The organism is Cellulosimicrobium marinum, from assembly GCF_020551945.1.
GTDB lineage: Bacteria > Actinomycetota > Actinomycetes > Actinomycetales > Cellulomonadaceae > Cellulosimicrobium > Cellulosimicrobium marinum.
The window spans coordinates 487,463-507,427 of the sequence record NZ_JAJBZH010000003.1 but is presented as its reverse complement, the minus strand read 5'-3'; the positions used below and the strand labels follow the sequence as shown (position 1 = coordinate 507,427).

Annotated in this window: 19 protein-coding genes and 1 pseudogene; 19 read left to right on the top strand and 1 reads right to left on the bottom strand. The window is 69.1% G+C overall.

Translation table 11 applies throughout. The annotated features are described in order from the left end of the window. Nucleotides 1-407 precede the first annotated feature (407 nt). From rpoB to LGQ04_RS17390, 8 genes and pseudogenes are all read left to right on the top strand, one after another. The gene (rpoB, locus tag LGQ04_RS09490) at nucleotides 408-3,920 is read left to right on the top strand and encodes a DNA-directed RNA polymerase subunit beta (protein WP_229243433.1); all 3,513 of its coding nucleotides are present in this window, start codon (nucleotides 408-410) and stop codon (nucleotides 3,918-3,920) included. A gap of 145 nt (nucleotides 3,921-4,065) precedes the next feature. After that, nucleotides 4,066-7,947 carry a DNA-directed RNA polymerase subunit beta' gene (locus LGQ04_RS09485; protein ID WP_229243432.1) on the top strand — a complete coding sequence of 1,294 codons (3,882 nt, stop codon included), beginning with the start codon at nucleotides 4,066-4,068 and terminating at the stop codon, nucleotides 7,945-7,947. A gap of 436 nt (nucleotides 7,948-8,383) precedes the next feature. Beyond that, a complete protein-coding gene (gene rpsL / locus LGQ04_RS09480) occupies nucleotides 8,384-8,758 on the top strand; it encodes a 30S ribosomal protein S12 (RefSeq protein ID WP_021479869.1) in 375 nt (124 codons plus the stop codon). Beyond that, nucleotides 8,758-9,228, top strand: a complete 471-nt coding sequence (gene rpsG, locus LGQ04_RS09475; RefSeq protein WP_229243431.1) for a 30S ribosomal protein S7 — start codon at nucleotides 8,758-8,760, stop codon at nucleotides 9,226-9,228. The genes rpsL and rpsG overlap by 1 nt, the downstream gene beginning before the upstream one ends. A 117-nt stretch (nucleotides 9,229-9,345) precedes the next feature. After that, complete coding sequence (gene fusA / locus LGQ04_RS09470) at nucleotides 9,346-11,448, top strand: elongation factor G (RefSeq protein ID WP_229243430.1); 2,103 nt, start codon at nucleotides 9,346-9,348, stop codon at nucleotides 11,446-11,448. A gap of 128 nt (nucleotides 11,449-11,576) precedes the next feature. Beyond that, nucleotides 11,577-12,773, top strand: coding sequence for an elongation factor Tu (tuf, locus tag LGQ04_RS09465; RefSeq protein WP_229243429.1), 1,197 nt, complete (start codon nucleotides 11,577-11,579; stop codon nucleotides 12,771-12,773). A gap of 202 nt (nucleotides 12,774-12,975) precedes the next feature. After that, nucleotides 12,976-13,185 (top strand): annotated as a pseudogene (locus LGQ04_RS17900) (type IV toxin-antitoxin system AbiEi family antitoxin domain-containing protein); the annotation flags it as partial. 671 nt (nucleotides 13,186-13,856) lie between these two features. Beyond that, complete coding sequence (locus tag LGQ04_RS17390; protein WP_267494616.1) at nucleotides 13,857-13,991, top strand: hypothetical protein; 135 nt, start codon at nucleotides 13,857-13,859, stop codon at nucleotides 13,989-13,991. 199 nt (nucleotides 13,992-14,190) lie between these two features. On the opposite strand, the gene LGQ04_RS09460 is transcribed toward LGQ04_RS17390, so the two are convergent. Continuing rightward, a complete protein-coding gene (locus tag LGQ04_RS09460; RefSeq protein WP_229243428.1) occupies nucleotides 14,191-14,388 on the bottom strand; it encodes a hypothetical protein in 198 nt (65 codons plus the stop codon). A 117-nt stretch (nucleotides 14,389-14,505) separates the two neighbouring features. Here LGQ04_RS09460 and rpsJ point away from each other — a divergent pair, with 117 nt between their 5' ends. The 11 genes from rpsJ (at nucleotide 14,506) to rpsQ (ending at nucleotide 19,901) form a co-directional block, all read left to right on the top strand. Further along, the gene (rpsJ, locus tag LGQ04_RS09455) at nucleotides 14,506-14,814 is read left to right on the top strand and encodes a 30S ribosomal protein S10 (protein WP_012867945.1); all 309 of its coding nucleotides are present in this window, start codon (nucleotides 14,506-14,508) and stop codon (nucleotides 14,812-14,814) included. A 14-nt stretch (nucleotides 14,815-14,828) separates the two neighbouring features. Next, nucleotides 14,829-15,491, top strand: coding sequence for a 50S ribosomal protein L3 (gene rplC / locus LGQ04_RS09450; protein WP_229243427.1), 663 nt, complete (start codon nucleotides 14,829-14,831; stop codon nucleotides 15,489-15,491). Between the two features lie 5 nt (nucleotides 15,492-15,496). Beyond that, complete coding sequence (gene rplD, locus LGQ04_RS09445; RefSeq protein WP_229243426.1) at nucleotides 15,497-16,201, top strand: 50S ribosomal protein L4; 705 nt, start codon at nucleotides 15,497-15,499, stop codon at nucleotides 16,199-16,201. After that, nucleotides 16,198-16,488: a 50S ribosomal protein L23 gene (rplW, locus tag LGQ04_RS09440; protein ID WP_229243425.1), complete on the top strand. Its 291-nt coding sequence runs from the start codon at nucleotides 16,198-16,200 to the stop codon at nucleotides 16,486-16,488. The genes rplD and rplW overlap by 4 nt, the downstream gene beginning before the upstream one ends. A gap of 31 nt (nucleotides 16,489-16,519) precedes the next feature. Further along, the gene (gene rplB / locus LGQ04_RS09435) at nucleotides 16,520-17,356 is read left to right on the top strand and encodes a 50S ribosomal protein L2 (protein WP_229243424.1); all 837 of its coding nucleotides are present in this window, start codon (nucleotides 16,520-16,522) and stop codon (nucleotides 17,354-17,356) included. Between the two features lie 15 nt (nucleotides 17,357-17,371). Beyond that, nucleotides 17,372-17,653, top strand: a complete 282-nt coding sequence (rpsS, locus tag LGQ04_RS09430) for a 30S ribosomal protein S19 (RefSeq protein ID WP_012867940.1) — start codon at nucleotides 17,372-17,374, stop codon at nucleotides 17,651-17,653. A 67-nt stretch (nucleotides 17,654-17,720) separates the two neighbouring features. Further along, nucleotides 17,721-18,098 (top strand): 50S ribosomal protein L22, encoded by a 378-nt coding sequence (rplV, locus tag LGQ04_RS09425; protein WP_229243423.1) that lies wholly within the window; start codon nucleotides 17,721-17,723, stop codon nucleotides 18,096-18,098. After that, on the top strand, nucleotides 18,098-18,940 hold the full coding sequence (gene rpsC / locus LGQ04_RS09420) for a 30S ribosomal protein S3 (RefSeq protein WP_229243422.1): 843 nt from the start codon (nucleotides 18,098-18,100) through the stop codon (nucleotides 18,938-18,940). The genes rplV and rpsC overlap by 1 nt, the downstream gene beginning before the upstream one ends. 3 nt (nucleotides 18,941-18,943) lie before the next feature. Continuing rightward, nucleotides 18,944-19,363 (top strand): 50S ribosomal protein L16, encoded by a 420-nt coding sequence (gene rplP / locus LGQ04_RS09415; RefSeq protein WP_069386374.1) that lies wholly within the window; start codon nucleotides 18,944-18,946, stop codon nucleotides 19,361-19,363. Then, complete coding sequence (rpmC, locus tag LGQ04_RS09410) at nucleotides 19,363-19,599, top strand: 50S ribosomal protein L29 (protein WP_308016383.1); 237 nt, start codon at nucleotides 19,363-19,365, stop codon at nucleotides 19,597-19,599. Before rplP ends, rpmC begins: the two co-directional genes overlap by 1 nt. Before the next feature lie 11 nt (nucleotides 19,600-19,610). After that, nucleotides 19,611-19,901, top strand: coding sequence for a 30S ribosomal protein S17 (gene rpsQ / locus LGQ04_RS09405; RefSeq protein WP_267494611.1), 291 nt, complete (start codon nucleotides 19,611-19,613; stop codon nucleotides 19,899-19,901). Nucleotides 19,902-19,965 lie beyond the last annotated feature (64 nt).

Below are 19,965 nucleotides of genomic sequence, written 5' to 3'. Positions count from 1 at the left end.
ACCCCGCTCGGGGTGCGGGCCTCGTCCGTCTTCCGCGAGCCGCGCCCGTGGTCCACTTCACGGATGGCCGTCGGGTGTGCCACGATGTGCGGGTCGACGACGCAGGACAGCGAGATCGGCACGAGCAGGATCGCGACCCGGTCGACGGGTCGGTGGCGGGCGACGAGGCCCGGACGAGTACCGGTGGGGCGCGCAGCGTCCGGCCGCCGGTGCCGGGACGCACGCGGGGTTGCATCCTGGTGCGCAGCAGGGGTATGCTCACGCTTTGCGCTGTCCTGTGCCCGCGATCTCAGATACCCCCGACCTCCCCGCCGACGTACGTGCGCGTCCGTGAGGTGTCGTGGCGGCGGTGATCGTGACCAGCCGGGCGGTGCAGCGTTCTTTCGATCTGCAGGGAAGGACCCCTCTTGGCTGCCTCGCGCACCCCTTCTGCTCCGTCCGCCGACGCCATCGCGAAGCGCACCGCGTCGCGCCGCGTCTCCTTCGCCAAGATCCACGAGCCGCTCGAGGTCCCCGACCTCCTCGGCCTCCAGACCGAGAGCTTCGACTGGCTGCTCGGCAACGAGGCGTGGCAGGCGCGCGTCGCCGCGGCGAGCGCCGCCGGCCGCGAGGACGTCCCCGCGACGTCCGGTCTCGAGGAGATCTTCGAGGAGATCTCGCCGATCGAGGACTTCGGGTCCTCCATGTCCCTGTCGTTCTCCGACCACCGCTTCGAGCCGCCGAAGTACTCGGCCGACGAGTGCAAGGAGAAGGACTTCACGTACGCGGCGCCGCTCTTCGTCACCGCCGAGTTCGTCAACTACAACACCGGTGAGATCAAGAGCCAGACGGTCTTCATGGGCGACTTCCCGCTCATGACCGAGCGCGGCACGTTCATCATCAACGGCACCGAGCGCGTCGTCGTCTCCCAGCTCGTCCGCTCGCCCGGCGTCTACTTCGAGCGCGCGGCCGACAAGACGAGCGACAAGGACATCTTCTCGGCGAAGATCATCCCCTCGCGCGGCGCCTGGCTGGAGTTCGAGATCGACAAGCGCGACGCCGTGGGCGTGCGCGTCGACCGCAAGCGCAAGCAGTCCGTCACCGTGCTCCTCAAGGCCCTCGGCCTGACGGAGTCCGAGATCCGCGAGCAGTTCGCCGACTTCCCGTCCGTGCTCGACACGCTCGAGAAGGACCACGTCCACACCCAGGACGAGGCCCTCGTCGACCTCTACCGCAAGATCCGCCCGGGCGAGCCGCCGACGGTCGAGGCCGGTCGCGCGCTGCTCGAGAACTTCTACTTCAACCCGAAGCGCTACGACCTCGCGAAGGTCGGCCGCTACAAGGCGAACAAGAAGCTCGGCATCGACGCCCCGCTCACGGACTCGACGCTGTCCGTCTCGGACGTCGTCGCGACGATCAAGTACCTCGCCGCGCTGCACGCCGACCACGCGAGCATCCCCGGCCAGCGCGCCGGCGAGGCCGTGGACGTGCGCGTCGAGACCGATGACATCGACCACTTCGGCAACCGTCGCATCCGCGCGGTGGGCGAGCTCATCCAGAACCAGGTCCGCACCGGCCTGTCCCGGATGGAGCGCGTCGTGCGCGAGCGCATGACGACGCAGGACGTCGAGGCGATCACGCCGCAGACGCTCATCAACATCCGCCCGGTCGTCGCGTCGATCCGCGAGTTCTTCGGCACGTCGCAGCTCTCGCAGTTCATGGACCAGAACAACCCGCTCGCCGGCCTGACGCACAAGCGTCGCCTCTCGGCGCTCGGCCCGGGTGGTCTGTCCCGTGACCGCGCGGGCATGGAGGTCCGTGACGTCCACCCGTCGCACTACGGCCGCATGTGCCCGATCGAGACCCCTGAGGGCCCGAACATCGGCCTCATCGGCTCGCTCGCGTCGTACGGGCGCATCAACCCGTTCGGCTTCATCGAGACGCCCTACCGCAAGGTGACGGCGGGCCAGGTCACCGACGAGGTCGCGTACCTCACGGCCGACGACGAGGACCGCTACATCATCGCGCAGGCGAACACGCCGCTGACCGCGGAGGGCCACTTCGCCGAGCCGCGCGTCCTCGTGCGCACCAAGGGCGGCGAGACGTCCGACGTCCCGGCCGACCAGGTCGACTACATGGACGTCTCCCCGCGCCAGATGGTGTCGGTCGCGACGGCGCTCATCCCGTTCCTCGAGCACGACGACGCGAACCGCGCGCTCATGGGCGCGAACATGCAGCGCCAGGCGGTGCCGCTGGTCCGCTCCGAGGCCCCGCTCGTCGGGACCGGCATGGAGTGGCGCGCGGCGGTCGACGCCGGCGACGTCATCGTGGCGAACAAGCCCGGCGTGGTCACGGAGGTCTCCGCGGACCTCATCGTCGTCGCGAACGACGACGCGACCACGACGAGCTACCGCGCCGCGAAGTTCCGCCGCTCGAACCAGGGCACGAGCTACAACCAGCGTGTGCTCGTCGACGAGGGCCAGCGCGTCGAGGTCGGCTCCGTCCTCGCGGACGGCCCGGCGACGGACGAGGGCGAGCTCGCCCTCGGCCGCAACCTCCTCGTCGCGTTCATGTCGTGGGAGGGCCACAACTACGAGGACGCGATCATCCTCAGCCAGCGCCTCGTGCAGGACGACGTCCTCTCGTCGATCCACATCGAGGAGCACGAGGTCGACGCGCGCGACACCAAGCTCGGCCCGGAGGAGATCACGCGGGACATCCCGAACGTCTCCGAGGACGTCCTGGCGGACCTCGACGAGCGCGGCATCATCCGCATCGGTGCCGAGGTCGGCGCGGGCGACGTCCTGGTCGGGAAGGTCACGCCGAAGGGCGAGACCGAGCTCACGCCGGAGGAGCGCCTCCTGCGCGCCATCTTCGGCGAGAAGGCCCGCGAGGTCCGCGACACGTCGCTCAAGGTCCCGCACGGCGAGTCCGGCACGGTCATCGGGGTGCGCGAGTTCAACCGGGAGGACGGCGACGAGCTGCCCGCCGGCGTGAACCAGCTCGTGCGCGTCTACATCGCGCAGCGCCGCAAGATCACGGACGGCGACAAGCTCGCCGGCCGCCACGGCAACAAGGGCGTCATCTCCAAGATCCTGCCCGTCGAGGACATGCCGTTCCTCGCGGACGGGACCCCGGTCGACGTCGTCCTCAACCCGCTGGGTGTTCCGGGCCGCATGAACGTGGGCCAGGTCCTCGAGACGCACCTGGGCTGGATCGCGAAGCAGGGCTGGGACATCAGCCTCGCCGAGGGCGAGGACCTGTCCTGGAAGGCGAACGTGCCCGAGGTCGCCGCGACGTCGGAGCCGGGCCGCCCGGTGGCGACCCCGGTGTTCGACGGCCTGCAGGAGGACGCGCTCACGGGCCTGCTCTCCTCGACCACGCCGAACCGCGACGGCGACCGCATGGTCGGCGGCGACGGCAAGGCGCGCCTGTTCGACGGGCGCTCGGGCGAGCCGTTCCCCGACCCGGTGTCGGTGGGCTACATGTACATCCTCAAGCTCCACCACCTGGTCGACGACAAGATCCACGCGCGCTCGACCGGCCCGTACTCGATGATCACGCAGCAGCCGCTGGGTGGTAAGGCGCAGTTCGGCGGCCAGCGCTTCGGCGAGATGGAGGTGTGGGCCCTCGAGGCGTACGGCGCGGCCTACACGCTCCAGGAGCTGCTCACGATCAAGTCGGACGACGTCCCCGGCCGCGTCAAGGTCTACGAGGCCATCGTCAAGGGCGAGAACATCCCCGACTCGGGCATCCCGGAGTCCTTCAAGGTGCTCCTCAAGGAGATGCAGTCGCTGTGCCTGAACGTCGAGGTGCTCTCGAGCGACGGCGTGTCGATCGAGATGCGCGAGTCGGACGACGAGGTGTACCGCGCCGCTGAGGAGCTCGGCATCGACCTGTCCCGGCGGCCGAACGCCGCCGCGAGCGTCGACGAGATCTGATCTCGGGCAGGCGGGGGCGGCGCCCCGGTCACGACCGGCCGCCGCTCCCGCCCCGTCCCGCACCCACCCGTTCCACCCCGTCTTGATGAAGCCGACGGCGGTCCTCCCGGGACTCCGCACCGGCAGACGAAGGAAGTAGGACACCTTGCTCGACGTCAACGTCTTCGACGAGCTGCGCATCGGCCTGGCCACGGCCGACGACATCCGTGCGTGGTCGCACGGTGAGGTCAAGAAGCCCGAGACCATCAACTACCGCACCCTCAAGCCCGAGAAGGACGGCCTCTTCTGCGAGAAGATCTTCGGCCCCACCCGGGACTGGGAGTGCTACTGCGGCAAGTACAAGCGCGTGCGCTTCAAGGGCATCATCTGCGAGCGCTGCGGCGTCGAGGTGACGCGCTCGAAGGTGCGCCGTGAGCGCATGGGTCACATCGAGCTCGCCGCGCCCGTCACGCACATCTGGTTCTTCAAGGGCGTGCCCTCGCGCCTCGGTTACCTGCTCGACCTCGCCCCGAAGGACCTGGAGAAGGTCATCTACTTCGCGGCGTACATGATCACGTCGGTCGACGACGAGGGTCGCCAGGAGGACCTCCCGAACCTCCAGAACGAGATCGACCTGGAGAAGAAGGAGATCGCGGACGCCCGCGACAACGACATCAACGCTCGCGCCACGAAGCTCGAGGCCGACCTGGCCGAGCTCGAGGCCGAGGGTGCGAAGGCCGACGCGCGCCGCAAGGTCCGTGACTCGGCCGAGCGCGAGATGACGCAGATCCGCAAGCGCGCGGACGCCCAGCTCGACCGCCTCGAGCAGGTCTGGGACCGGTTCAAGAACCTCAAGGTCGCGGACCTCGAGGGCGACGAGATGCTGTACCGCGCCCTGCAGGACCGCTACGGCACGTACTTCGAGGGCTCGATGGGCGCCGCGGCGATCCAGAAGCGTCTCCAGGACTTCGACCTGGAGGCCGAGGCCGAGGCGCTGCGCGAGATCATCCGGTCGGGCAAGGGGCAGCGCAAGACGCGCGCGCTCAAGCGCCTGAAGGTCGTCAACGCGTTCCTCACGACGACGAACTCGCCCACGGGCATGGTGCTCGACGCCGTCCCGGTCATCCCGCCGGACCTGCGCCCGATGGTGCAGCTCGACGGTGGCCGCTTCGCGACGAGCGACCTCAACGACCTGTACCGCCGCGTGATCAACCGCAACAACCGTCTCAAGCGTCTGCTCGACCTGGGCGCGCCGGAGATCATCGTCAACAACGAGAAGCGGATGCTGCAGGAGGCCGTCGACTCGCTGTTCGACAACGGCCGCCGCGGCCGCCCCGTCACGGGCCCGGGCAACCGTCCGCTCAAGTCGATCTCCGACATGCTCAAGGGCAAGCAGGGTCGTTTCCGTCAGAACCTGCTCGGCAAGCGTGTCGACTACTCGGGCCGTTCGGTCATCGTCGTCGGCCCGCAGCTCAAGCTGCACCAGTGCGGCCTGCCGAAGCAGATGGCGCTCGAGCTGTTCAAGCCGTTCGTCATGAAGCGGCTCGTGGACCTCAACCACGCGCAGAACATCAAGTCGGCCAAGCGCATGGTCGAGCGCGCGCGCCCGGTCGTGTGGGACGTGCTCGAGGAGGTCATCACCGAGCACCCGGTCCTGCTGAACCGTGCGCCGACGCTGCACCGCCTGGGCATCCAGGCGTTCGAGCCGCAGCTCGTCGAGGGCAAGGCGATCCACCTGCACCCGCTCGTCTGCGCCGCGTTCAACGCGGACTTCGACGGCGACCAGATGGCCGTGCACCTGCCCCTGAGCGCGGAGGCGCAGGCCGAGGCCCGCATCCTCATGCTCTCGAGCAACAACATCCTCAAGCCGTCGGACGGCCGTCCGGTGACCATGCCCTCGCAGGACATGATCATCGGCCTGTACCACCTGACGAGCGACCGGGACGGTGCCGTGGGCGAGGGCCGCGCGTTCGCGTCGGTCGCCGAGGCGATCATGGCGTTCGACCAGGGCACCCTGGACCTCAACGCCCCGGTGAAGATCCGCACGACGGACCTCGTCCCGCCGGTCTCCGGCTTCGAGGCCCCCGAGGGCTGGGAGCCGGGTCAGCCGATCCTGTTCGACACGACGCTGGGCCGCGCGCTGTTCAACGAGACGCTGCCGGTCGACTACCCGTACGTGAACTCGGTGGTCGACAAGAAGCGTCTCTCGGCGATCGTCAACGAGCTCGCCGAGCGCTACCCGAAGGTCGAGGTCGCCGCCTCGCTCGACGCCCTCAAGGCCGCCGGCTTCCGCTGGGCGACCCGCTCGGGCGTGACGATCGCGATCTCCGACGTCGCCACCCCGGCGGCGAAGGCCGAGATCCTCGAGCAGCACGAGGAGCGCGCGCTCAAGGTCCAGCAGCAGTACGACCGCGGTCTGATCACGGACGACGAGCGCCGTCAGGAGCTCATCGAGATCTGGACGCAGGCGACGGACAAGGTCGCCTCGGTCATGCGCGAGAACCTCGAGGGCAACGACCGCAACACCGTGTACCGCATGGTCGGCTCGGGTGCGCGTGGTAACTGGATGCAGGTCCGTCAGATCGCCGGCATGCGTGGTCTCGTGGCGAACCCGAAGGGCGAGATCATCCCGCGCCCGATCAAGTCCAACTACCGCGAGGGGCTGTCCGTCCTCGAGTACTTCATCGCGACGCACGGTGCCCGCAAGGGTCTGGCGGACACCGCACTGCGGACCGCCGACTCCGGCTACCTCACGCGTCGTCTGGTCGACGTGTCGCAGGACGTCATCATCCGTGAGGAGGACTGCGGCACGGAGCGTGGCCTGACGCTGCCGATCGCGGAGGAGCTCGGGGGCATCCTCGTCCGCCACCCCAAGGTGGAGACGAGCGTGTACTCGCGCACCCTCGCGGCGGACCTCGTCGACGCGGACGGCAACGTCATCGCGGCGGCGGGCGACGACGCGGGCGACGTCCTCATCGACGCCGCGGTGGCCGCGGGCGTGCGGGACGCGAAGGTCCGTTCGGTCCTCACGTGCGAGTCGCGCGTCGGCACGTGCGCGAAGTGCTACGGGCGTTCGCTCGCGACGGGCAAGCTCGTCGACATCGGCGAGGCCGTGGGCATCATCGCGGCCCAGTCGATCGGTGAGCCGGGCACGCAGCTGACGATGCGTACCTTCCACACCGGTGGTGTGGCGTCGGCCGACGACATCACGCAGGGTCTGCCGCGTGTCACGGAGCTCTTCGAGGCCCGCACCCCCAAGGGTGAGGCGCCCATCGCGGAGTTCTCGGGCCGTATCGCGATCGACGACTCGGAGCGCTCGCGCCGTCTGGTCCTCACGCCGGACGACGGCTCGGAGGAGATCGCCTACCCGGTGACGAAGCGTGCGCGTCTGCTCGTCCAGGACGGCGAGGCCGTCGCGGTCGGGACGCAGCTCGTCCAGGGTGCGGTGGACCCGAAGAAGGTCCTGCGCATCCTCGGCCCGCGTGCGACGCAGAAGCACCTCGTGGACGAGGTCCAGGAGGTCTACCGCTCGCAGGGCGTGGACATCCACGACAAGCACATCGAGGTCATCGTGCGGCAGATGCTGCGCCGGATCACGGTGCTCGACTCGGGCGACGCCCCGCTGCTCCCGGGTGAGCTGGCGGAGCGCGGCCGGTTCGAGGACGCGAACCGTCGCACGGTCGCGGAGGGCGGCCAGCCGGCCTCCGGCCGTCCCGAGCTCATGGGCATCACCAAGGCGTCGCTCGCCACCGACTCGTGGCTCTCGGCCGCCTCCTTCCAGGAGACGACCCGCGTGCTCACCGAGGCGGCGATGAGCGGTCGTCGCGACCCGCTGCTCGGCCTCAAGGAGAACGTCATCATCGGTAAGCTCATCCCGGCGGGTACGGGCCTTCCCCGGTACCGCAACGTCGAGGTGGAGCCGACCGAGCAGGCGAAGACGGAGCTCTACCCGAGCTTCGGCTACGACGAGATCGACTTCCCGGCGCTCGGCATGGGCTCCGGCGAGGCGATCCCGCTGGAGGACCTGGACTTCGGCGACTACCGCTGAGTCCGTGCGCACCTGACGGGTGCCCGACGGCGCAGGCTCGCCCTGCGCCGTCGGGCACCCGTCCGCGTTCTCGTGCCGAGAGGGCCTGCGCGGGGCACCGACCTGCACCTTTGACCAACGCGGAGGTGGCGGGTAACCTGGTAAACCGTGCCCGCGCCGTCGGGCCCTCCGTGATGTCCGTGACGGACCACCGCGCCCCTCGTGCGCGGCCGCCCGTCCCGACGGACGTCCGGACGGGCCGATGTGAGTGCCCGGGCATTCCGGATCCAGGTCCTCGCGCTCACGCGCGCACGGACCGGGAACGGACCATCGGGCCGGTGGTAGGTGGCTGCTTCAGCGTGTCGAGCGCTGCGGGTGCCTCGTGCGATCGGCTCCACCAGCCAGCACGACCACCATCGGGGATAGCCCCGGTAGCTCGAGAAGACACGGAGACGTAGTGCCTACGATCCAGCAGCTCGTCCGCAAGGGGCGGACCTCGAAGGTGGGGAAGTCCAAGACCCCCGCCCTCAAGGGCTCCCCGCAGCGGCGCGGTGTGTGCACCCGCGTGTACACCACCACCCCGAAGAAGCCGAACTCCGCGCTGCGCAAGGTCGCTCGCGTGAAGCTCTCCTCCCAGGTCGAGGTCACGGCCTACATCCCCGGCGTCGGCCACAACCTCCAGGAGCACTCCATCGTGCTCGTGCGCGGCGGTCGTGTGAAGGACCTCCCCGGTGTGCGCTACAAGATCGTGCGCGGCGCGCTCGACACGCAGGGCGTGAAGAACCGCAAGCAGGCCCGCAGCCGCTACGGCGCCAAGAAGGAGAAGAGCTGATGCCTCGCAAGGGCCCGGCCCCGAAGCGGCCGCTCATCGTCGACCCTGTCTACGGGTCGCCCGTCGTCACCCAGCTCATCAACAAGGTGCTGCTGGACGGCAAGAAGTCCACCGCCGAGTCGATCGTCTACGGCGCCCTCGAGGGCGTCCGGGCGAAGACCGACGGCGACCCGGTCGTCGTCCTCAAGCGTGCGCTCGAGAACGTGCGCCCCGCGCTCGAGGTCCGCTCGCGCCGCGTCGGCGGTGCGACGTACCAGGTCCCCGTCGAGGTGCGCCCCACGCGTGCCACGACCCTCGCGCTGCGCTGGCTCACGGACTACTCGCGCGCCCGTCGCGAGAAGACCATGACCGAGCGCCTCATGAACGAGATCCTCGACGCGAGCAACGGCCTCGGCGCCGCGGTGAAGCGTCGTGAGGACATGCACAAGATGGCGGAGTCCAACAAGGCCTTCGCGCACTACCGCTGGTAGTCCGCCCGACCGGCCCCGCGGGACCTCGTGTCCCCGGGGCCGTCGGCGGGTCCCCGGCCGGCCACCCCGGTCCGAGCAGCGCCCCCGACTCAACCCACCTAGCGAGGGAAACAGACCGTGGCACTTGACGTGCTGACCGACCTGAACAAGGTCCGCAACATCGGCATCATGGCCCACATCGATGCCGGGAAGACCACGACCACCGAGCGCATCCTGTTCTACACGGGTGTGAACTACAAGATCGGTGAGACGCACGACGGCGCGTCGACGATGGACTGGATGGAGCAGGAGCAGGAGCGCGGCATCACGATCACGTCGGCCGCGACGACCTGCTACTGGAAGAACAACCAGATCAACATCATCGACACGCCCGGCCACGTCGACTTCACGGTCGAGGTCGAGCGCTCCCTGCGCGTGCTCGACGGCGCCGTCGCCGTCTTCGACGGCAAGGAGGGCGTGGAGCCGCAGTCGGAGACGGTGTGGCGCCAGGCGGACAAGTACAACGTGCCGCGCATCTGCTTCGTCAACAAGATGGACAAGCTCGGCGCGGACTTCTACTTCACGGTCGACACGATCGTGAACCGCCTCAAGGCGAAGCCGCTCGTCATCCAGCTCCCGATCGGCGCCGAGAACGACTTCACCGGCGTCGTCGACCTGCTCGAGATGAAGGCCCTCGTCTGGCACGGCGAGACCAAGCTCGGCGAGGCGTACGACACCGAGGAGATCCCGGCCGACCTGCAGGAGAAGGCCGAGCAGTACCGGAGCGAGCTCGTCGAGGCCGTCGCCGAGGCGGACGAGGAGCTGCTCGAGAAGTACCTCGGGGGCGAGGAGCTCACGGTCGCCGAGCTGAAGGCCGGCATCCGCAAGCTCGTCATCGCCGGCGAGGCCTTCCCGGTCCTGTGCGGCTCCGCGTTCAAGAACAAGGGCGTGCAGCCCATGCTCGACGCGGTCATCGACTACCTGCCGTCGCCCCTCGACGTGCCCGCGATCGAGGGCCACGACGTCAAGGACGAGGAGAAGATCGTCGAGCGTCACCCCGACGCCACCGAGCCGTTCTCCGCGCTCGCGTTCAAGGTCGCCTCGCACCCGTTCTTCGGCAAGCTCACCTACGTCCGGGTGTACTCGGGCAAGGTCGAGCAGGGCGCCCAGGTGCTCAACTCGACCAAGGGCAAGAAGGAGCGCATCGGGAAGCTCTTCCAGATGCACTCCAACAAGGAGAACCCGGTCCCCGACGCCACGGCGGGTCACATCTACGCCTTCATCGGCCTGAAGGACGTCACCACCGGTGACACCCTCACGGCCATGGACGCGCCGGTGATCCTCGAGTCGATGACCTTCCCCGAGCCCGTCATCGACGTGGCGATCGAGCCGAAGACGAAGGCCGACCAGGAGAAGCTCTCCACGGCGATCCAGAAGCTCGCCGAGGAGGACCCGACCTTCCGCGTCAAGCTCGACGACGAGACCGGCCAGACCGTCATCGGCGGCATGGGCGAGCTCCACCTCGACATCCTCGTCGACCGCATGCGTCGCGAGTTCAAGGTCGAGGCGAACGTCGGCAAGCCGCAGGTCGCGTACCGCGAGACGATCCGCCGCAAGGCCGAGAAGATCGAGTACACGCACAAGAAGCAGACCGGTGGTTCCGGGCAGTTCGCCAAGGTCCAGGTGACCTTCGAGCCGCTCGACACGGCCGAGGGCGAGCTCTACGAGTTCGACAACGCCGTCACCGGTGGTCGCATCCCGCGCGAGTACATCCCGAGCGTCGACGCCGGCATCCAGTCCGCGATGGAGCTCGGCGTGCTCGCCGGCTTCCCGCTGGTCGGGGTGAAGGCGACGCTGCTCGACGGCGCCTACCACGAGGTCGACTCCTCCGAGATGGCGTTCAAGATCGCCGGCTCGATGGTCCTCAAGGAGGGCGTCAAGCGGGCGGACCCGGTTCTGCTGGAGCCGGTCATGGCGGTCGAGGTGCGTACGCCCGAGGAGTACATGGGCGACGTCATCGGTGACCTGAACTCACGTCGTGGAATGATCCAGTCCATGGAGGACGCGACGGGTGTGAAGGTCGTCCGGGCCCACGTACCGTTGTCCGAGATGTTCGGGTACATCGGTGACCTCCGGTCGAAGACCCAGGGTCGTGCCGTGTACTCGATGCAGTTCGACAGCTACGCCGAGGTTCCTCGGAACGTTGCCGACGAGATCATCAAGAAGACCCGGGGCGAGTGAGTCCCCACAGGTCGAAGTCCCGCACAACCATCAACCTGTAGGAAACCGCAACGCCCCGCGGATGTAGGATCTCTCGGTCGACATTCGCAAACGTTCGGCACATCTACCCAAGTCCCAGGAGGACCCCAGTGGCTAAGGCCAAGTTCGAGCGGACCAAGCCGCACGTCAACATCGGCACCATCGGTCACGTCGACCACGGTAAGACGACGCTGACGGCGGCGATCTCGAAGACGCTCGCGGACAAGTACCCGGACCTGCCGGCGAACGTCCAGCGCAACTTCGACGAGATCGACGCGGCTCCCGAGGAGAAGCAGCGCGGTATCACGATCAACATCGCGCACATCGAGTACGAGACGCCGAAGCGCCACTACGCGCACGTCGACGCCCCGGGTCACGCCGACTACATCAAGAACATGATCACCGGTGCCGCCCAGATGGACGGCGCGATCCTCGTGGTCGCGGCGACCGACGGCCCCATGGCCCAGACGCGCGAGCACGTCCTGCTCGCCCGCCAGGTCGGCGTCCCCTACCTGCTCGTCGCCCTCAACAAGTCCGACATGGTCGACGACGAGGAGATCCTCGAGCTCGTCGAGATGGAGGTGCGCGAGCTCCTCTCCTCGCAGGAGTTCGACGGCGACAACGCGCCCGTCGTGCGCGTTTCGGGCCTCAAGGCCCTCGAGGGCGACCCGGAGTGGGTCGGCAAGGTCCTCGAGCTCATGGAGGCCGTCGACGAGAACGTGCCCGAGCCCGTCCGCGAGCTCGACAAGCCGTTCCTCATGCCCGTCGAGGACGTCTTCACGATCACCGGTCGTGGCACCGTCGTCACCGGCAAGGTCGAGCGTGGCACGCTGGACCTCAACTCGGACGTCGAGATCGTCGGCATCCGCGCCCCCCAGAAGACCACGGTCACGGGCATCGAGACGTTCCACAAGCAGATGGACCAGGCGCAGGCCGGTGACAACACCGGTCTCCTCCTGCGCGGCATCAAGCGCGAGGACGTCGAGCGTGGCCAGGTCGTCGTGAAGCCGGGTTCGATCACCCCGCACACGAACTTCGAGGCGCAGGTCTACATCCTGGGCAAGGACGAGGGTGGGCGTCACAACCCGTTCTACTCGAACTACCGTCCGCAGTTCTACTTCCGCACGACGGACGTCACCGGCGTCATCACGCTGCCCGAGGGCACCGAGATGGTCATGCCCGGCGACAACACCGAGATGACGGTCGAGCTCATCCAGCCGATCGCCATGGAGGAGGGCCTCGGCTTCGCCATCCGTGAGGGTGGCCGCACCGTGGGCTCCGGCCGCGTCACCAAGATCAACAAGTGATCTGACGCTGCCCCTCGGCAGCACTTCACGAAGGCCCGGTACCGCGAGGTGCCGGGCCTTCGTGCTGCGCACGGCGTGCGCGCCTACGCGTGAACCACGCGCGTACCGCCGACGGCACGCGTGCGTCCCGACGGTGCGCGTGTTGCGGGCCGGGCTGTGGACAAGGCGGGCCGGCCGCGCGGCGTCGGGCACGCTGGCGCGCATGACGCACACGCGAAGCACCGTCCGACCCGTGGATCCCGGCGCGGGGGCCGCCCGCACCACGGGGGCGACGCACGTCGAGACGGTGGTCGACGCCTGCGCGGCGTTGCGTTCCGGGATCGTCCTCGTCCGGGACGCCGAGGGACTGGGGGAGGACCGCAAGCTGGTGCACCGCGCGCACGCCGCGGGGCTGCTCGTCCGGCTGAGGCGGGGCGCCTACGTCCCCCAGGCGATCTGGGCTGCCGCCGACGGCGCGGAGCGCCACCTCCTCCTCGTGCGGGCCGCCGCGCTGATGCTGCCCGACCAGGTGTTCTCGCACTGGTCCGCGGCGGCGCTCCTGCGGCTCCCACGCGTCGGCGCGTGGCCCGAGCACGTCCACACGTACCGCGACCAGAGCTCGGGTGGCCGGTCGGCGGCGGGGGTCGTGCGACACTGCGACGGGGGCGATCCGGCTCGCCTCGTGGTGGGCGAGGCGGTGTGCACGGCTCCCGCGCGCACCGTGCTCGACCTCGCACGGACGGACACGTTCGCGGGAGCCCTCGCAGCGGCCGACCATGCGCAGGGTTCCGGGGCGGTGACCGGCGTGGACCTGCGCACGGAGCTCGCCCAGCACCCGGCGCGGCGGAGACGACGACAGATGGAACGGGTTGTGCGGTACGTCGACCCCCGTAGCGGGTCCGTGGGCGAATCGCTGAGCCGTGCACGGATGATCGAGCTCGGTGCACCCGCGCCAGAGCTCCAGGTCGAGCTCCACGACGACGAGGGCTTCGTGGGGCGCGTGGACTTCCTCTGGCGCGGGATCGGCACGGTGGGGGAGTTCGACGGTCGGGGGAAGTACGAGCGACCTGAGCTGCGTGGCGGGCGGACCGGTGCGCAGACGCTGTGGGACGAGAGCTGCGCGAGGACCGGATCCGACGTCTGGGGCTGCGCGTCGTGCGGTGGACCTGGGACGAGGCGTTCTCGCCCGCGGCGTTCGCGGCCGTGCTGCGCTCGTCGGGGATCCACCGGGCGAGGTAGGCCGTCCCGTCGTCACTGCGCCGTCCCGGCGCCTCGCGCGCACCTGCGGGACACGCGCGGACGGTCGGCGGCCCGCGCCCGGCGCACGCGTAGGCGCGACCGGCGGCGGCAGGTGGGTACAGGTCACACCAGGGCGGACTTGGCTCGAGGCGGCCTCGTGTGGCAAACTGTTCAGGTTGCCTGTCACGGGCGCGCTCTTTCACGTGTCGAACAGTGTGTTGAACCAGTCCTCGCCGAGCGAGGACGGATCCCGGGTCGAGACCCGGGTCTGCGGGTTGAGCTCTCTGTCGACACGGATCGAGTACCCCGCGGAACACACCAGTTCCGACCAGGCTCGCCACACGTTGTGGTCCGCTGCTGCGGTGACGTGCGCAAGCACGGTGCGCGGCAGGATCACATATCCAACGGCCCTGCGCCCTCCGGCGTGTGCGCCCTGGTGCGTCGCGAACATGCGACACGCCCGAGCGCGGGGGTCGGACAGCTAGCGGTTCGAGAGAGAGAGTCAGACGACGCCATGGCGGGACAGAAGATCCGCATCCGGCTCAAGTCCTACGACCACGAGGTCATCGACAGCTCGGCGCGCAAGATCGTCGACACGGTGACGCGCGCTGGTGCAACGGTCGTGGGTCCGGTGCCGCTGCCGACGGAGAAGAACGTCTTCTGCGTCATCCGGTCGCCTCACAAGTACAAGGACAGCCGCGAGCACTTCGAGATGCGCACGCACAAGCGGCTGATCGACATCATCGACCCCACGCCCAAGGCCGTCGACTCGCTCATGCGTCTCGACCTGCCCGCGGACGTGAACATCGAGATCAAGCTCTGAGGCTGGAGGACATCATGACTACCCCCCAGCAGAACGCCCGTCCGGTCACGGCCGTGCTCGGGACCAAGCTCGGGATGACGCAGCTCTGGGACGAGGCCGGTCGCCTCGTGCCGGTGACCGTCGTCGCGGTCGGCACCAATGTCGTCACGCAGGTCCGTAGCGCCGACGCCGACGGCTACGCCGCGGTGCAGCTCGCCTACGGCCAGATCGACCCCCGCAAGGTGACGAAGCCGCTGAAGGGCCACTTCGAGAAGGCCGGCGTCACGCCGCGCCGTCACGTCGCCGAGGTCCGCACCACCGACGCCGCCGAGTACGCGCTCGGCCAGGAGATCACCGCCGAGGCCTTCGAGGCCGGCGCCGTGGTCGACGTCGTCGGCACCACCAAGGGCAAGGGCACCGCCGGTGTCATGAAGCGTCACGGCTTCGCCGGCGTCGGCGCCTCCCACGGTGCGCACCGCAACCACCGCAAGCCGGGCTCCATCGGTGGCGCGTCGACCCCGTCGCGCGTCTTCAAGGGCCTGCGCATGGCCGGTCGCATGGGCAACGCCCGACAGACCACCCAGAACCTGACCGTCCACGCGGTCGACGCCGAGAAGGGTCTGCTGCTCGTCAAGGGCGCGGTTCCCGGCCCCAAGGGCGGCGTCGTCCTCGTGCGTAGCGCCGCGAAGGGAGCGTGAACACCATGGCCGCACTGACCGTTGACGTCCTTGACTCCAAGGGCAAGAAGGCCGGGACCGCCGAGCTCCCCGCCGAGGTGTTCGACGTCGTCACGAACGTCCCGCTGATCCACCAGGTCGTCGTCGCCCAGCGCGCCGCCGCCCGCCAGGGCACGCACGCCACCAAGACGCGCGGCGAGGTCCGCGGCGGTGGCCGCAAGCCGTACAAGCAGAAGGGCACCGGTCGCGCCCGCCAGGGTTCGACGCGCGCCCCGCAGTTCGCCGGCGGTGGCACCGTCCACGGCCCGCAGCCGCGCTCGTACGACCAGCGCACCCCCAAGAAGATGAAGGCCGCCGCCCTGCGCGGCGCCCTCTCCGACCGGGCGCGTCACGGCCGCGTGCACGTCGTCACGGGCTTCGGGATCGACGGCGCGCCGTCGACCAAGAACGCCCTCGCGACCCTCGCGAAGCTCTCCGAGCGCAAGCACGTGCTCGTCGTCACCGAGCGCGGTGACGACCTGACGATCAAGTCGCTGCGGAACGTCGAGCAGGTGCACCTCCTGGTGGCCGACCAGCTCAACACCTACGACGTGCTCGTCTCCGACGACGTCGTCTTCACGCAGGGCGCGCTCGACGCGTTCCTGGCCGGTCCGGCCACGGGCCGCTCCGCGAAGGCCGTCGCCACGTCCACCGAGGCGGACGAGACTGCTGCCGAGGAGGCCGCGAAGTGACCACCGTGACCAAGGACCCCCGCGACGTGATCCTCGCGCCGGTCGTCTCCGAGAAGAGCTACGGGCTCCTCGACGAGGGCAAGTACACGTTCGTCGTCGACCCGCGGTCGAACAAGACGGAGATCAAGATCGCCATCGAGCAGATCTTCGACGTCAAGGTCGCCTCGGTGAACACGATCAACCGCAAGGGCAAGACGCGCCGCACGCGCTTCGGCCTGGGCAAGCGCAAGGACACCAAGCGTGCGATCGTCACCCTCCGCGAGGGCACGATCGACATCTTCGGCTGAGCCGACGAGAGCAGATTGAGGACAGATCCCCATGGGAATCCGTAAGTACAAGCCGACGACGCCCGGCCGCCGCGGCTCGAGCGTCGCCGACTTCGCCGAGATCACGCGCTCGCAGCCGGAGAAGTCTCTGGTCCGCCCGCTCTCCAAGAGCGGTGGCCGCAACAGCTCCGGTCGCATCACCACCCGGCACAAGGGCGGTGGCCACAAGCGCGCGTACCGCGTCATCGACTTCCGTCGTCACGACAAGGACGGCGTGCCCGCGAAGGTCGCTCACATCGAGTACGACCCCAACCGCACCGCACGCATCGCGCTCCTGCACTACGCGGACGGCGAGAAGCGCTACATCATCGCGCCGAGCAAGCTCAAGCAGGGCGACGTCGTCGAGAACGGCGCCGGTGCCGACATCAAGCCCGGCAACAACCTGCCGCTGCGCAACATCCCGACCGGTACGGTCATCCACGCCATCGAGCTCAAGCCCGGTGGCGGTGCGAAGATCGCCCGCTCGGCCGGCGCGTCGGTGCAGCTCGTCGCCAAGGACGGCCCGTACGCGCAGCTGCGCATGCCCTCCGGCGAGATCCGCAACGTCGACCTGCGCTGCCGCGCCACGGTCGGCGAGGTGGGCAACGCCGAGCAGTCGAACATCAACTGGGGCAAGGCCGGCCGCATGCGCTGGAAGGGCAAGCGCCCGACCGTCCGCGGTGTCGCGATGAACCCGATCGACCACCCGCACGGTGGTGGTGAGGGCAAGACCTCCGGTGGTCGCCACCCGGTGAGCCCCTGGGGCCAGCCGGAGGGTCGTACCCGCCGCCCGAACAAGCCGAGCGACAAGCTGATCGTGCGTCGCCGCCGCACCGGCAAGAAGCGCTGATAGGAGCCTGGAGACATGCCTCGTAGCCTGAAGAAGGGCCCCTTCGTCGACGGCCACCTGCAGAAGAAGGTGGACGTGCAGAACGAGAAGGGGACCAAGAACGTCATCAAGACCTGGTCCCGTCGGTCGGTCATCACGCCCGACTTCCTCGGTCACACCTTCGCCGTGCACGACGGTCGCAAGCACACGCCGGTGTTCGTCACCGAGTCGATGGTCGGCCACAAGCTCGGCGAGTTCGCTCCCACGCGGACCTTCCGCGGCCACGTGAAGGACGACAAGAAGGGCCGTCGCCGCTGACCCGCGAGGGTTGCGGTGACGACTGGATTGTCGAATGACGGTCACAAGACAAGAAGGCAGGACAGCAATGGAAGCCAAGGCGCAGGCGCGGTTCGTCCGTGTCACGCCCCAGAAGGCCCGGCGCGTCGTGGACCTCATCCGTGGCAAGCAGGCCTCCGAGGCCGTCGCGGTGCTGAAGTTCGCACCGCAGGCGGCGAGCGAGCCCGTCCGCAAGGTCGTGGAGAGCGCCATCGCCAACGCCCGGGTGAAGGCGGACCGCGCGAGCGTCGCGTTCGACGAGCAGGAGCTCGTCGTCCGTGAGGCGTTCGTCGACGAGGGCCCGACCCTCAAGCGTTTCCGCCCGCGTGCCCAGGGGCGTGCGAACCGCATCCTCAAGCGCACGAGCCACATCACCGTGGTGATCGCGCCGAAGACGCAGGGCGAGAACAAGGAAGGGGCCCGATAGTGGGACAGAAGGTTCACCCGCACGGGTACCGCCTCGGCATCACCACCGACCACCGGTCGCGCTGGTTCGCCGACAGCACCAAGCCCGGTCAGCGGTACCGCGACTACGTCCGCGAGGACGTGCAGATCCGCAAGCTCATGAGCACCGGTCTCGAGCGCGCCGGCATCTCCAAGGTCGAGATCGAGCGCACCCGCGACCGCGTCCGCGTGGACATCCACACGGCGCGCCCGGGCATCGTCATCGGCCGCCGTGGCGCCGAGGCCGACCGCATCCGCGGCGAGCTGGAGAAGCTCACCGGCAAGCAGGTGCAGCTCAACATCCTCGAGGTCAAGAACGCGGAGATCGACGCGCAGCTCGTGGCCCAGGGGATCGCCGAGCAGCTCGCGAGCCGTGTCTCGTTCCGCCGTGCCATGCGCAAGGGCATCCAGTCCGCGCAGCGCGCCGGCGCGAAGGGCATCCGCGTGCAGGTCTCCGGCCGCCTCGGTGGCGCGGAGATGAGCCGCTCGGAGTTCTACCGCGAGGGTCGTGTGCCGCTGCACACGCTGCGCGCGAACATCGACTACGGCTTCTTCGAGGCGCGCACGACCTTCGGCCGCATCGGCGTGAAGGTCTGGATCTACAAGGGCGACATGACGGAGAAGGAGTGGGCCGCCCAGCAGGCGACCGCCGCTCCCCGTCAGGGCCGTGGCGGTCCGCGCGGTGAGCGTGGCGGCGACCGTCGTGGCGGGCGTCGTCCCGAGCGTTCGGCCGAGCGGAGCGCTGCTCCCGAGGCGCCGGCCGCCGAGCAGGCACCGGCTGCGGAGCCCGCTCAGCAGGCCCCTGAGACCGGAACGGAGGCCTGAGTCATGCTGATCCCCCGCAGGCTCAAGCACCGCAAGCAGCACCACCCGTCGCGCTCCGGCGCGGCGAAGGGTGGCACGCAGATCTCGTTCGGCGAGTACGGCATCCAGGCTCTCGAGCCGGCGTACGTCACGAACCGGCAGATCGAGGCTGCTCGTATCGCGATGACCCGCCACATCAAGCGTGGCGGCAAGGTCTGGATCAACATCTACCCGGACCGCCCGCTCACGAAGAAGCCCGCCGAGACCCGCATGGGTTCCGGTAAGGGTTCCCCCGAGTGGTGGGTCGCCAACGTCAAGCCCGGCCGCATCGTCTTCGAGCTGGCCGGTGTCCCGGAGCCCCTGGCTCGCGAGGCCATGCGCCGCGCGATCCACAAGCTCCCGATGAAGTGCCGTTTCGTGGTGCGCGAGGGTGGTGGCAACTGATGGCTATCGGAACGAAGGGGCTCGCCCCGGTCGACCTGGACGCCATGGACGACGAGGCGCTCGTCGCCAAGCTCAAGGAGACCAAGGAGGAGCTGTTCAACCTCCGCTTCCAGTCGGCCACCGGCCAGCTGGAGAGCCACGGTCGCCTCAAGGCCGTTCGCCGCGACATCGCCCGGATCTACACGATCCTGCGCGAGCGCGAGCTCGGTATCCGTACTGCGCCGAGCGCCGAGTGAGTGAGGCTGGAATGAGCGAGAACGCAACGAACGCTCCCGAGGCGACCGAGGCGCGCGCGTACCGCAAGACGCGCCGCGGCTACGTCGTGAGCGACAAGATGGACAAGACCGTGGTGGTCGAGGTCGAGGACCGGGTCAAGCACCCGCTCTACGGCAAGGTCATCCGCCGCACGAGCAAGGTCAAGGCGCACGACGAGCAGAACACCGCCGGCGTCGGCGACCTCGTGGTCATCATGGAGACCCGCCCGCTGTCCGCGACCAAGCGGTGGCGCCTGGTGGAGATCCTCGAGAAGGCCAAGTAAGGTCTGACGGCTTCGCCGACAGGCACTGGTCGTGGGGGGGGGGGCGCCGCCCCCCCCCCCCCCC

What these genes read in the sequence shown, in the direction of transcription:
- rpsG (WP_229243431.1), top strand. Translation starts at nt 8,758, where the DNA reads ATGCCTCGCAAGGGCCCGGCCCCGAAGCGGCCGCTCATCGTCGACCCT.
- rpsJ (WP_012867945.1), top strand. Translation starts at nt 14,506, where the DNA reads ATGGCGGGACAGAAGATCCGCATCCGGCTCAAGTCCTACGACCACGAG.
- rplC (WP_229243427.1), top strand. Translation starts at nt 14,829, where the DNA reads ATGACTACCCCCCAGCAGAACGCCCGTCCGGTCACGGCCGTGCTCGGG.
- rplD (WP_229243426.1), top strand. Translation starts at nt 15,497, where the DNA reads ATGGCCGCACTGACCGTTGACGTCCTTGACTCCAAGGGCAAGAAGGCC.
- rplB (WP_229243424.1), top strand. Translation starts at nt 16,520, where the DNA reads ATGGGAATCCGTAAGTACAAGCCGACGACGCCCGGCCGCCGCGGCTCG.
- rpsS (WP_012867940.1), top strand. Translation starts at nt 17,372, where the DNA reads ATGCCTCGTAGCCTGAAGAAGGGCCCCTTCGTCGACGGCCACCTGCAG.
- rplV (WP_229243423.1), top strand. Translation starts at nt 17,721, where the DNA reads ATGGAAGCCAAGGCGCAGGCGCGGTTCGTCCGTGTCACGCCCCAGAAG.
- rplP (WP_069386374.1), top strand. Translation starts at nt 18,944, where the DNA reads ATGCTGATCCCCCGCAGGCTCAAGCACCGCAAGCAGCACCACCCGTCG.
- rpmC (WP_308016383.1), top strand. Translation starts at nt 19,363, where the DNA reads ATGGCTATCGGAACGAAGGGGCTCGCCCCGGTCGACCTGGACGCCATG.
- rpsQ (WP_267494611.1), top strand. Translation starts at nt 19,611, where the DNA reads ATGAGCGAGAACGCAACGAACGCTCCCGAGGCGACCGAGGCGCGCGCG.